The sequence below is a fragment of the Buchnera aphidicola (Rhopalosiphum maidis) genome (genome assembly GCF_003671935.1).
Taxonomy (GTDB): Bacteria; Pseudomonadota; Gammaproteobacteria; order Enterobacterales; family Enterobacteriaceae; genus Buchnera; species Buchnera aphidicola_AL.
This window is the reverse complement of record NZ_CP032759.1, coordinates 171,591-185,185: the sequence shown is the minus strand read 5'-3', so window position 1 is coordinate 185,185 and position 13,595 is coordinate 171,591. Positions and strand designations below refer to the sequence as shown.

Genomic DNA, 13,595 nt, shown 5'->3' with positions numbered 1-13,595 from the left:
ATATATATCAAAAAATTATACATATGTCAAATAGATATAAAATAAAAAATTAAATTTAAAAAAAATTAAAAGAACTATAGATTATTAGAAGAAATTGATTTATAGTATAATAGTAAATTTTAAGGCCCTTTAGCTCAGTGGTAAGAGCAGGCGACTCATAATCGCTTGGTCGCTGGTTCAAATCCAGCAAGGGCCATTAAAATAAAATGTTTATATTAAATTACAATTTTTCACTAAAAATAAGGATCAAACTTTATGGAGTGGAAAAAAGAGTTCATTGAATTTCTTTTAAAAAAAAAGTCTTAAATTTTGGAAAATTTACATTAAAATCTGGACGAACTAGTCCTTATTTTTTTAACTCAGGTCTATTATCTACCGGAGAAGATATTGCTAAAATTGGTTCTGTTTATGCAAAATCAATAATTAATTTAAATATCAAATTTGATATGTTATTTGGAACTGCTTATAAAGGTATACCAATTGTAGTAGCCACTTCTATAGCATTAAAAAACCAGTATAATTTAGACATTCCATATTCTTTTAATAGAAAAGAAGAAAAAAAATATGGAGAAAAAGGATACTCTGTAGGAACAAATATAAAAAATAAAAAAATTATTATTTTAGATGATGTTATTACATCAGGAATTTCAATCAATCACGCAGCTAAAATAATCAAAAAAGAAAAAGCTGAAATATCTTCAATTTTTGTTTTGTTAGATCGAAAAGAAAAAAAAGAAGAAAACTTAAGTGTGATAATTAACTCTCAAAATAAAAAAAAGTGTACAATCAACTCAATAATTACAATTGATGACTTTATATATTATCTATTAGAAGAAAAGAAGTTAAAAAAATACGCACATAAATTAATTAAATATTATAAAGAATATTCTTCTTGTTTTCAGAAATTTTAAGTAAAAATATATCATATTTTTTCTTCAGTATATTATTAGAGACCTGAATGACCAAAGCCCTTTTCAAAACGTGAGGTCTTTTCAAATTTTTCAACAATAGAAAATACAGGTCTAATGATTGGAATAAATATCATTTGAGCGATCCTATCATAAGGATTAATAGAAAAATCATTTTTACTTCGATTCCAAAGAGATATCATTAATTCACCTTGATAATCTGAATCAATTAAACCAGTCAAATTACCTAAGACAATTCCATGTTTATGACCTAATCCAGAACGAGGTAAAATTAAAGCTGTAACATAAGGATTATCAATATGTATTGCTATTCCAGTTGGGACTAAAATAACTTCTTTAGAAGGTAAAATTATTTTTTTCTTTATACTTGCTTTAAGGTCTAAACCAGAAGAACCAGGAGTCATATATTTAGGTAAAAAAGAATTACTATTTTTTTTTATATTAGAATCTAAGATTTTAACTTTAATATTATTCATAAATATTTTTTTCGTAAAGAATTATTAACATTATTATATATCTTTCATAATAAAAATTATGCTGAAGCTAAAAAACCTGGATTTATTAAAGATAAATTATCATTAAAAGAAGATAGAGAATAATTTAATTCTCCTCCGTTCCATGTCTTTACTTTTCCGCCTGCTGCAGTAATAATAGCATGACCTGCTGCAGTGTCCCAAATACATGTATTTCCAAATCTTGGATAAATTTGTGCTTTGCCTTCTGCAATATAACAAAATTTTAATGAAGAACCTAACTTTTTTATTTTATAATTACTATTTATTTTACTCAAAAAATTATCTAATTCTTTATCAGGATGAGAACGACTCGTAACTAATAATGGTTCTTTTGATTGCATAACAAATATTTTTTTTTTATATCCTTTTCTTTTATCTTCTTTCCAAGCTTCTTTGTTAAAAGAAGAATACAGAACATTAAAAAAAGGAGCATATATCACGCCTAAAATAGGTATACCTTTTTTAATTAAACTAATGTTTACTGTAAATTCACCATTTTTTTTTAAAAATTCTTTAGTTCCATCTAATGGATCAATTAACCAATACGTATGCCAATTTTTATAGTTTTTAAAATCATGTGATTCTTCTTCAGATAAGATAGGAATTTTTGGAAAAATAGAAAGTAAACCTGTTTTCAGGATATTATTTGCTTGATAATCAGCATTAGTGATAGGAGTATTATCCGATTTATAAAAAATATTTACTAATTTTTTAGAAAGATAATAATTCATTATAACAGAACCTGCAATTTGTGCTAATTCACAAACTTTTTTTAACATTTAACACCACGTGTATATATTAAATTTATATTTAAAAAATATTTATTTTTTTGCAATAACACTAACTATAAAATATTCATGTACCTCATTATGTGGTTGAAAAATGACTTTATGTTCTCCTACTTGACGTAATACTCCATTTGGCAATTTGATTTCTTTTTTATTAACTTTTATACCTAATAAAGTCATTTCTTTTATAATATTTCTAATGCCTATAGAACCGAATATTTTACCTTCTTTACCAACTTTAGATTGAATAATTATAGATTTTATTTTCTTTATTTTTTCAGCACGAGATTGAGCGATAAGTAATTTGCTGATATTTTCTTTTTCTAATTCAATACGCTGAGCTTCAAAAGATTCAATATTTTTTTTATTAGCTAAAATAGCCTTTCCTTTAGGAATTAAAAAATTTCTAGCATAGCCGGATTTTACATGAACAATTGCACCGGAATCACCTAGTTTTTTTATTTTTAATAAAAGAATTACTTCCATTGTTTATTGTTCTCTCTTTTTTTGCTCTATTTTATTTAACAATTTAATAATAAAATAGATCTTAATGATGTTGATCAGTATAGGGCAGTAAAGCAAGATAGCGTGCTTTTTTAATAGCTCTAGATAACTGTCTCTGATATTTAGCTCTAGTACCAGTAATACGACTAGGAACAATTTTACCATTTTCTGTAATGTAATTTTTTAACATTGTAATATCTTTATAATCTATTTCTTGAATTCCTTCTGCAGTAAAACGACAGAATTTTCGACGACGAAAGTAACGTGCCATTTCTTGGATATCCTCTAAAATTAAAGAAAATTTTTATTTTTAAAAAAAATAAAATTTATGTCTTTATGATAAATTACTTCTTATCTTTTTTTTCTTCTTTTAACTTCATTACTGGTGATGGCTCACTTATCGGTTTTTTTACAGACATAATAATGTTTCTAATAATTGAATTATTGAAACGAAAATCTGTCTCTAACAGACTAATAGTTGTAGGAGAAGCTTCTATATTTAAAAGAATATAATGTGCTTTATGTAATTTATTAATAGGATAGGACAATTGTCGTCTACCCCAATCTTCTAAACGATGTATAGTGCCAAAATTATCATGGATAATTTTTTTATATTTTTCGATTATTGCAGAAACTTTTTCACTGTAGTCTGGATGGATCATAAAAATTATTTCATAATGACGCATTTTAAATGCTCCTTTTGGATTTTTCATCTTCCTTATTATTTATAGCTATTTTTCCAAGGAAGCAAGGAACTTTTATAAAAAAAAATTATAGCTAATTGTATGTACATGGTATTTTAATTTTAAAAAAAAATCAATAAAATTTCGTTTTTTAAAAAATCATTCTTTTTGATTAAAAATCAACGAGACATATATAAAGACAATTCTATCTTGCGTTCATTTAAATTAACAGCAATAACTTTTACTTTTAATGTATCGCCAAGACAATAAGTATTTTTACTTGATTTTCCAATAAGTTTCAACCCAATAGCATCAAAATAATAATAATCGTCAATTAAAGTTGCTATATGAACTAATCCATCAATAAAAAATTGATTTAAACGAACAAAAAAACCAAATGAAGTAACATTAGAAATCACCCCTGTAAGTACATCTCCAATTTTTTTTTGCATAAAATCACATTTCAACCAATCTACAACATCTCTAGTAGCTTCATCTGCGCGTCTTTCTGTCATTGAACAATGGAGACCTATTTTTTTTACTTCATTAAGATTATGTAATTTAAATTTAGATAAGTCTTTCCCTTTAAAAGATATTTTTTTTTCTTTTAGTAATAAAAATTTAATTACTCTATGAACTAAAAGATCAGGATAACGCCTGATAGGGGAAGTAAAATGTACATAGCTGGATAATGACAACCCAAAGTGACCACGATTATCTGGAGAATACACAGCTTGTTTCATAGAACGTAATAATATTGTTTGAATCATCTCATAATCAGGACGATTTGAGACTTTTTTTAATAAATCCGAATAATGTGTAGATTCTGGTATTTCACCTCCTAGTAGAGATAATCCTAATTTTTTTAAGACTGATCGAAAATTAATAATACTGTCTTTAGCAGGACGGTCATGGTTGCGAAATAAAACTGGATATTTGTACTTTTTAACAAATTCAGCTGAAGCTATATTTGCTAAAATCATACATGCTTCAATAAATTTGTGTGCATCATTTCGAATGTTTTGATAAATGTTTTTAATTCGAAAATCAGAATCTAATGTAAACTTAGCTTCTATATTTTCAAAATAAATACCTCTTTTAGAAATATTATATTTTTTTAAAATTTTTTGTAAAGATGATAAATTTTGAATATATTTCAATAACTTTTTATATTTAAAACGAAGTTCAATATCTCCATTCCAAATTTTAAATATTTCATTATATGTAAAACGTCCATGAGAACATATAACCGCTTCATAATGTTTATATTCAATTAGTTCTCCTTTATTTGATAAATTCATTTCACATATTAAAGATAAACGTTCTACGTTCGGATTTAAAGAACACACGTCTACAGATATTTTTTCTGGCAACATAGGTATAACTAAAGACGGAAAATACACAGATGTTCCTCTTTTCGAGGCAACTTTATCTAAAGCAGTATCAGGCTTAACATAGTAACTAACATCAGAAATTGCGACCCACAATTTCCATCCTTTTTCTCCATTAGTTTTTTTTTTACAAAAAACAGCATCGTCAAAATCACGAGCATCTTCTTCATCAATTGTAAAAAATGGAATATGTCTTAAATCTATACGATTTTTAAAGTCTTTTTGATTTATTTTATCTTTTATTTCATGTAATTGATATTCAACTTCTTTTGGCCATAAATAAGGAATACAATGCGTACGCAATGCTATGTCTATAGCTAAATTTGTTCCCATTTCTTTTCCAAGGATTTCTACTATAGTTCCCTGTATCTTGTTTTTTTTCATCGAATTTTCTTTTAATTTAACTACAACAATTGTTCCTAGAGAAATGTATGCATTAGAAACAACGGAATCAGAAATAAATATTTTAAAATTAAATCGACTATCATGCGGAATAACAAATTTTTTTTTATTATCAATATAATATCGACCTACAATTAAAACATCATTTGGTTGTAGTATTTTTAAAACTTTTGCTGAATTTCGTCCTTTTCTGTCAGATTTTATAACATGAGCTAAAATAATATCACCATGAATGCAAAATTTCATTTGTTCTGTTGAAAGCCAGAAATCATCTTTAAATGTTTCTGTTCTAAGAAAACCATAACCATCTCTATGACCTATAACTTTACCTGTAACTGTTTTTAAATTTTCTGGAGTAATATAACAGCGATTACGAGTATATATAATTTGGCCATCTCGTTCCATTGCTCTTAATCTTCGACGTAATGCTTTTTGCTGTTCTTGAGTACTAATACTAAATTTTTTTTCTAACTTTTTTTGACTTATTAAATCTTTAGCTGTTTTTAATAAAAATAAAATCTGTTCTCGACATGGGATAAAATTTCTATTTTTCTTATTCTCTTTTTTTTGGTAGGATTCTACTACCATATTTACTTCTCCAATTACATTATTTTATAATATATTTTTTTATTAAACTAACTTATTATTAATTAATAATCATTAATTTCATTTAAAAATTTTAATACCTTAGAGTTTTTTTAGAATAAAATATAAATGATGATAATCAAAATTGTCACTTAAAAAAATAGACTTTTTACTAAAATAGTATCAGAACGATCTGGACCCGTAGAAATTATATCAATAGGAATTTGTGCTATTTCTTCAATGCGATTTAGATAGTTACGAGCTTCTTCGGGAAGATCTTCTATTTTTTTTATACCTGATGTTTTTTTCATCCATCCTGGATGTGTTTCGTATACCGGACTTATATTTTCTAAATTAAAAATAGAAAAATCTTTATAAATTTGTGAAGTATTAACATCTTTATAAGATGTACAAATTTTTATCTGTTCTAAATCATCTAAAACATCTAATTTTGTTATACATAAAGAAGACAAAGAATTAATTTTAACAGCATAACGTAAAGCTACTCCATCAAGCCATCCAGTACGTCTTTTACGACCAGTTGTAGATCCGAATTCTTTTCCTTTTTTAGAAAGATAATCACCTGTTTCATCAAATAATTCAGTTGGAAATGGTCCTTTTCCAACTCTTGTTGTGTATGATTTAGTTATTCCTAATATATAATCTAAATTTTTAGGACCAACTCCTGTTCCAGTAATTACACCACCTATAGTACTATTAGAAGAAGTAACATATGGATATGTACCATGATCAATATCTAAAAAAGTACCTTGAGCACCTTCAAAAATAATTCTTTTTTTATCTTCAATTGCTTTATGTAAAATAGTAGCAGTATCTTGAATCATATTATAAACTATATCTCTTACTTTTAGTAAATCTTGTAAAATTTTTTTATAAGAAATTGATTGTTCTTTATAAAAAGATACCAATTGATTATTATAATAATCAACTATTACTTCTAATTTTTTAGATAATTTTTTTATATTTTTTAAATCTCCTATCCGTAAAGCACGACGTGCTATTTTATCTTCATATGCAGGACCAATTCCACGTCCCGTTGTACCAATAGAATTAATGCCTAATTTTTTTTCACGAGCTAAATCCATTGCAACATGATATGGTAATATTAAAGGAGCAGATTCAGAGATAAAAAGACGTTGACTAATAAAATAGTTATTTTTTTCCAACATTTTAATTTCTTTAACTAATTCAAACGGAGAAATCACTACTCCATTTGAAATAATTCCAATTACATTAGGATATAATAATCCTGATGGGATTAAATGAAGAATAATTTTTTTTCCATTAACTACTAAAGTATGACCTGCGTTATGTCCTCCATGAAATCTTACTGTATAAGCACTATTTGAAGATAAAAAATCTACTATTTTCCCTTTACCTTCATCTCCCCATTGGGTACCTAATATTACAATATTTTTATGCATTTTTTAAAATACCTATTTTTTTATTTTCTTAAAATATATTTTTAATTTTTGATTATTTTATTCATATATTTAAAAAATTCGTTATCTGAATTAATTAACATTATATTATCACTATTTTTAAAACTATTTTCGTAAGCATGCAAGCTGCGTACGAAAAAATAAAAAGACGCTTCTTGACCAAGATTTTCTGAAAATAATTTAGCTACTTCGGCTTCTCCTTGTCCTTTTATTATTAAAGCTTTTTTTCGTGCTTCTGCTAATATCATAGAAACTTTATAATCTGCTGTTGCACGTAATTTTTCTGCTTTTTCTTGTCCTTGAGAACGTTGACTTCTAGCTACTGCTTCTCTTTCTGCTCTCATTCTATTATATATAGCATCCGATACTTCTAAGGGTAAATTAATTTGTTTAATACGAACATCTACTACTTCAATTCCAAGAGCTTTCATACTATTTACATTAATAAGTGATGTATTATCTAAATTTATTGTTCCATTATTTAAAGCATACAGAACATCTGTAGTTAATCTTCCTCTTGAATCTGTTACAATTTCTTTTACGTTAAGACGTCCTATTTCAGAACGTAATCGATCGCTAAATTTTCTTTTCAATAATACTTCAGCTTGAAAAACATCTCCTCCTCCGGTAGCTAGGTAATAACGACTGAAATCACTAATACGCCATTTAATATAAGAGTCAACAATAAGATCTTTTTTTTCTTTTGTTACAAAACGATCTGCTTGATTATCCATAGTATGGATACGTGAATCTAAAATTTTAACGTTTTCTAAAAAAGGAATTTTAAAATGAAGTCCAGGTGTATAAACTAAAGTTTTTTGTTCATTATTTCTTAAAACTTTTCCAAACTGAAGTATGATTCCACGTTCTCCTTCTTTAACAATAAAAAAAGAAGATGAGAAAATAAGAAGAAAAAAACTTAATATACAAATAACTATTTTATTCATATTTTCATTCTCTTTCTATGTTTTGAACATTACTATGTATAGAGTTTACATGACGCTGTTTAAAAAAATTATTTGGAGATAATGAAGGGAAATTATTAACTTCTTTATTGCTTTGAGAAGAATAAGGATAGTTTTGACTTGAATTAATTGGATTATTAAAAAAATTTTTCTTGTTAAATTCATCTTGATTAAAAAAATTATTTAAAGATAAAAATAATTTTGAATGATTTTTTTTGTCAATAAAAATTTTCTTAGTCTTGCTTAATAATCTTTCCATTGATTCTATATAAAAACGTTTTAGAGTCATTTCTTTATTCTTTTTGTATTCGGGAAGGATTTTTAAAAAACGAACTATTTCTCCCTGAGCTTCTAATATAATTCGAGAAGAATAAGCTTTAGCTTCTTCTAGAATTCTTTGTGCTTTTCCATTTGCTTTTGGTTGAACTTCGTTTGAATATGCTTCAGCTTCACGTACGTATTGTTCACGATTTTCACGTGCTGCAATAGCATCATCAAAAGCAGCTTTTACTTCTTCTGGAGGTCTTGCTGTCTGAAAGTTTACATCTAATATAGTTATTCCTAACTTGTAAGGTTTAATTGTTTCTTCAATTTCTTTTTGAGTATCGCTTCGAACTAAAGTTCGCCCTTCAGTTAATACCCGATCCATAGTTGAATGGCCTATAACTCCACGCAACGCACTATCAGTAGCTTGACGCAAGCTATCATCTGGATAGGCAACAGAAAAAAGATAGTTAGCGGGATCAGTAATTTTATACTGTACATTCATTTCTACACGTACTACATTTTCGTCTGAAGTTAACATAATACCTGACGTTGCTAATTCACGTACAGTTTCAACATTCACAGCTTTTACTTCGTTAATAAAAACTGGTCTCCAATTTAATCCTGGTTCGACTAAATAACTGAATTTTCCAAAAGTAGTTACCACTCCACGTTCAGCTTCTTTGATGGTATAAAAACCACTAAAACACCAAATAAAAAAAGAAACAAAACTTATTATTAAAAAAGGATTGATTTTGTTTTTTGATGAATTTGAAGAATTTGTTGTTCTATTCACAATATTATTAATATTATATAAAAATTTCTTAAAATCTAAAAAAGTTTTATTTTCATGATTTTTTCGATCATTTTTATTTTTTGAATCATTTTTTTCTTGACTATTCTTTTTCCCCCAGGGATCAAGCTCTGGCTTACCATCATTAAGTTTATTCCAGGCCATTTTATGCCTCATTTTATTAGTTTTGATACTTATTAATTTTTAAAAAACGATAAATAGAAATAATATATCCTATATTCTATAGTATGAAAACTGTATTTTTTTTATAAATTTTTTAAAAGATAATTGAATAAAATTAATTAAAAAATAAAGAAAAATTTTTTTTAAAAAATACCAATGCAATTTTTCTTTAATATTTTTTAAATATATATTTTGCATTAACAATTCAACAATGAAATGTTAAATTCATATTTTTCTGAAGAATTTCTAAAATTTGCAAAAAAAGATAATGTGGATTATTAGCATATAAATAATACACGTTTTTCCATTTTTTTAACCATGTTATTTGATGCTTAGCCAATTTTCTTGTTGAAAAAATGATTTTATTAAACATTTCTTCATAACTAATTCGATATTCGAGATAGTCCCACATTTGACGATATCCTATACATCGGATAGATGGTAAATTTTTATGTATATCTTGTCTAAAAAACAAGTTTTCTACTTCTTTTTGAAAACCTAATTTCAATATTTTTCGTACACGTAATTCAATTTTTTTGTATAACCATTGTTGATTTTTTGGAATAATAGAAAATTGAATAACATTATATGGTAGTGAATAAGAATTTTTTTTTTCTTTCAAAGATGTTAAAGTTTTTCCAGATATATAAAACACTTCTAGTGCTCTTAGTAATCTTTGAGAATCATTTTTATGAATACGATTAGCAGATATAGGATCTATTAAGATTAATTTTTCATATAAAAAATTTCTGTTTTTTTTTTTTATTTAATAAATATTCACGAATTTCAATATTAGATGCTGGTAAATTAGACATTCCATATAACAATGTTTGATAATAAAACATTGTACCTCCTACAAGAAAGGGTATTTTACCTATTTTTAAAATATTAGAAATTTCTTTTAAAGCATCTCTTCTAAATTCTGCAGCTGAATAAACTTCACTTGGATCTTTAATGTTTAATAAGCGATGAGGATGATTTTTTAAGTCCACAGAATGTGGTTTGTCTGTTCCAATATTCATATCTCGATAAATTAATGCTGAATCTACGCTAATTATCTCTATCGGCAAATATTTTCTGAGATAAATAGATAATTTACTTTTCCCACATCCAGTAGGTCCCATTAAAAAAAAAACAATAGGTTTTTGTTCTTTATTAGAATTTATATTTTTAATATACATAGTGCTTCATTAATATTTATTTTTTGTAATAGTTTAAATGGAGGATTTTTAAGTATAGAGGGACAAAAATATTCTATTTCTAATAAAATTGAAATTCCATCTAAATAACTCCAAGAGTTTTTTTCTACTAATATATTACTATCAAACCATTTAATTATATCTTTAATACATATTTTTTTTTTTAAAAAAATAAATGAAAAAAAACTAGATAAAAGTATATCAAGATTTTGATATTTTAAAAAATTAGGAATAGTTTTTAAAAAAAATGTTTCTTCTTTTAAAATAAAATTAAATCCAAATTTTAGTAATAATTTTAAATTATCAGATAACACTTTACTCTGTTCAAGAGTAATTAAAAACGAAAAGTTACATGAAAAAAAATCAGGTATTATATGATTTTTAATAACTTTTTTTAATTTGTACTGTTCGACTATTTTTTTTGCTAAAGGAAAAGAAATTAATGAAAAAGTATCAAAGTAATACATTAATCCATAATATTTTTGAAAAACCATTAATAACCGTCCAAAAGAAAAAAAATATTTTTTTAAAAATCTTTTAGAATCAATTTTAAAAAAATAATTTGCTATTATATCTTTATATAAAAATTTTTTTTCGTTTTTAAAACAAATTTTAGACATTGAATCAATGCTTAAGGAACAAAAATTATTATTTTTATATTTATCAGAATGGACTTTTGAAAAAGAATTATTCGAAAAATATTTAATTTTAGATTTTTTTAAATGAGATAAAATAGTTTTATATAAAAAAAAGTAAATAATATTAGATTTATGAAATTTAATTTCATTTTTAGTAGGATGAATATTAATATCTATTTCATTAGAAGGTAAAGTAATATATAAAACAAATGATATATTTTTTTTATTTCCTGCTATTTCATAAAAAGCATTAAAAATAGCATTATTTATAAGATCACTATAAATAAATCGATTGTTAACATAAAAAAATTGTATTTTTTTAAATGAATTTGGTGGAGATGGAGGAAAAAACAACCATCCAAATAGTGTGATATTGTCGATTTTTTCTTTAATTTCTAAAAAATAATTTATGTCAATGTGATTAAATACTGTTTTTAATCGATGAATTTTATTATCATTTTTTTCTATTGCTTTATAGGTTAAAAACAGTTTTTTATTTTTTTTAAAAGAAATATTGATATCAAAATGAGATAAAGCTATTCTTTTGATTATTTCGCAAATTTTTAGAAATTCCAATTTTTTGTTTTTTATAAATTTAAGGCGAACAGGAATGTTGTAGAATAAATTTTCCACTATTATGCTAGTTCCAAACGGATGAGCAATTGGCTTCAATAGAGTATAATCAGAAAATCCTTCTGAATATATACTCCATGCTATTTTACTATTTTTAGGGCATGAAATTAATTTTAATCTTGAAACTGCTCGAATACTAGCTAAAGCTTCTCCTCTAAACCCAAATGTATTAATACTGTCTAAATCTGTAAGCGTATTAATTTTACTAGTAGCGTGACGTGAGATCGCAAGCAATAATTGGTTTTTTTCAATACCAAAACCATCGTCTTTTACTGTTATAGAATGAAGACCACTTTTTTCAATACTAATATTGATATTTTTTGCTTTAGCATCAATACTATTTTCTAATAGTTCTTTAATTACAGATGATGGTCTTTCAATTACTTCTCCAGCTGAAATTTGACTAGATAAGTTAGTTGATAATATACGAATAGGTGATAACATTTGACCTTATTCTCTAAAATTATAAAAAAATGATTTTTGATATAAATTTATAAAAAATTTTTTAATATAGAATAATATTCTGAAATAATTAAATTAATTTCCTTACTTTTTTCATTTAAGTTACATACTTTAACTAAAGTTTTTTCAATTCCATGTATTTGAATTAAAGAAGATAGTTTAATTGACTCTATATCATTTACATTTCGATAATGTAACGCTGCTGCAATACCTTTAACTAAATTAGAATATGGCAAACTATATTTTATCGCTCCTAAAAAAGGCTGTATTAAACGTTCATTTTTATTTAATTTTTGTAGTGGATTTCGTGCAACTCGTTCAATCTTATCTAAAAAAAAAGGGTTTTTAAAACGAAGAAAAATTTTATTAATATAAGATAAATGATCTTTTTTATCAAAATTATAACGTTTAACTAAAACTAAGCCACTTTCTTTCATAGCATTTTTTACAATTTTTGTTATACTACAATCTAACATTGATTCATATATAGTTTTATAACTTTTTATAAAACCTAAATAAGCAGCTATAGAATGGCCTGTATTAAGAGTTAATATTTTTCTATTTATAAAAGGCATTAAATTATTACTTAATGTCATATCAATAATTTTAGGAACTGTTCCTTTAAATTGATTTATATTCACAATCCATTCTTTAAAATCTTCAGCAATTAAAAATAAATTTTCTTCTTTAGAAGAAACAGTTGGTATGATAGTATCAATACTACAATCTACAAAACCAATATATTCATTAAAATAATTATAATATTTAACAGGAATTTGATTAAAAATAATTTCTTTTAAAAAAGAAGTGGCTTTAATTTTGTTTTCACAAGCAATTATATTTAATGGTTTCTTACATTTTAAATTCATTCTTAAAATAATTCCTTCTATAAGAATAGAAGCTATTTTATGAAGAGCGTTAACTCCAGATGCTGTTGTAATTAAATCAACATTAGAAATAATTTTTAAAACATTTGGATCATGAGAATTTACAGCACTAATGTTATTTATATCTATAATTTTTTCAAAATTATTACCTACTAATTTAATTTTATATTTTTTATAATGATTAATAATATTTATTATTTCTTGATCCACATCTGAAAATATTAAATGAAAACCAGATTTTAACAATACTCTTGCAATAAAACCTCGTCCAATATTTCCTGCTCCAAAATGTAAAGCTTGCATAAAATTAT

The 13,595-nt window shown here is 24.9% G+C and carries 11 protein-coding genes, 1 tRNA gene and 2 pseudogenes; 2 read left to right on the top strand and 12 right to left on the bottom strand.

Translation table 11 applies throughout. The annotated features are described in order from the left end of the window. Positions 1–123 precede the first annotated feature (123 nt). Positions 124–196, top strand: a tRNA-Ile gene (locus D8S97_RS00925). A 59-nt stretch (positions 197–255) separates the two neighbouring features. Beyond that, a pseudogene (pyrE, locus tag D8S97_RS00920) lies at positions 256–911 on the top strand (orotate phosphoribosyltransferase). 35 nt (positions 912–946) lie between these two features. Here pyrE and dut read toward each other — a convergent pair. From dut to D8S97_RS00860, 12 genes and pseudogenes are all read right to left on the bottom strand, one after another. Beyond that, the gene (dut, locus tag D8S97_RS00915) at positions 947–1,405 is read right to left on the bottom strand and encodes a dUTP diphosphatase (protein ID WP_158361040.1); all 459 of its coding nucleotides are present in this window, start codon (positions 1,403–1,405) and stop codon (positions 947–949) included. Positions 1,406–1,461: 56 nt separating this feature from the next. After that, a complete protein-coding gene (cysQ, locus tag D8S97_RS00910; protein WP_158361039.1) occupies positions 1,462–2,223 on the bottom strand; it encodes a 3'(2'),5'-bisphosphate nucleotidase CysQ in 762 nt (253 codons plus the stop codon). Between the two features lie 42 nt (positions 2,224–2,265). Further along, positions 2,266–2,718 carry a 50S ribosomal protein L9 gene (gene rplI, locus D8S97_RS00905; RefSeq protein WP_158361038.1) on the bottom strand — a complete coding sequence of 151 codons (453 nt, stop codon included), beginning with the start codon at positions 2,716–2,718 and terminating at the stop codon, positions 2,266–2,268. Between the two features lie 61 nt (positions 2,719–2,779). Further along, positions 2,780–3,007: a 30S ribosomal protein S18 gene (gene rpsR, locus D8S97_RS00900; protein ID WP_158361037.1), complete on the bottom strand. Its 228-nt coding sequence runs from the start codon at positions 3,005–3,007 to the stop codon at positions 2,780–2,782. 73 nt (positions 3,008–3,080) lie between these two features. Then, positions 3,081–3,422 carry a 30S ribosomal protein S6 gene (rpsF, locus tag D8S97_RS00895; RefSeq protein ID WP_158361659.1) on the bottom strand — a complete coding sequence of 114 codons (342 nt, stop codon included), beginning with the start codon at positions 3,420–3,422 and terminating at the stop codon, positions 3,081–3,083. Between the two features lie 176 nt (positions 3,423–3,598). Further along, the gene (gene rnr / locus D8S97_RS00890; RefSeq protein ID WP_158361036.1) at positions 3,599–5,800 is read right to left on the bottom strand and encodes a ribonuclease R; all 2,202 of its coding nucleotides are present in this window, start codon (positions 5,798–5,800) and stop codon (positions 3,599–3,601) included. A 149-nt stretch (positions 5,801–5,949) separates the two neighbouring features. Further along, positions 5,950–7,242, bottom strand: coding sequence for an adenylosuccinate synthase (locus D8S97_RS00885; RefSeq protein WP_158361035.1), 1,293 nt, complete (start codon positions 7,240–7,242; stop codon positions 5,950–5,952). A 41-nt stretch (positions 7,243–7,283) separates the two neighbouring features. Next, positions 7,284–8,207 carry a protease modulator HflC gene (gene hflC, locus D8S97_RS00880; protein ID WP_158361034.1) on the bottom strand — a complete coding sequence of 308 codons (924 nt, stop codon included), beginning with the start codon at positions 8,205–8,207 and terminating at the stop codon, positions 7,284–7,286. A gap of 4 nt (positions 8,208–8,211) precedes the next feature. Continuing rightward, the gene (hflK, locus tag D8S97_RS00875; protein WP_158361033.1) at positions 8,212–9,447 is read right to left on the bottom strand and encodes an FtsH protease activity modulator HflK; all 1,236 of its coding nucleotides are present in this window, start codon (positions 9,445–9,447) and stop codon (positions 8,212–8,214) included. Positions 9,448–9,670: 223 nt separating this feature from the next. Next, a pseudogene (gene miaA, locus D8S97_RS00870) lies at positions 9,671–10,589 on the bottom strand (tRNA (adenosine(37)-N6)-dimethylallyltransferase MiaA). A 38-nt stretch (positions 10,590–10,627) separates the two neighbouring features. Further along, entirely contained in the window at positions 10,628–12,379 is a 1,752-nt protein-coding gene (gene mutL / locus D8S97_RS00865) for a DNA mismatch repair endonuclease MutL (RefSeq protein ID WP_158361032.1), read from the bottom strand. Between the two features lie 47 nt (positions 12,380–12,426). After that, positions 12,427–13,587 carry a mannitol-1-phosphate 5-dehydrogenase gene (locus D8S97_RS00860; protein WP_158361031.1) on the bottom strand — a complete coding sequence of 387 codons (1,161 nt, stop codon included), beginning with the start codon at positions 13,585–13,587 and terminating at the stop codon, positions 12,427–12,429. Positions 13,588–13,595 lie beyond the last annotated feature (8 nt).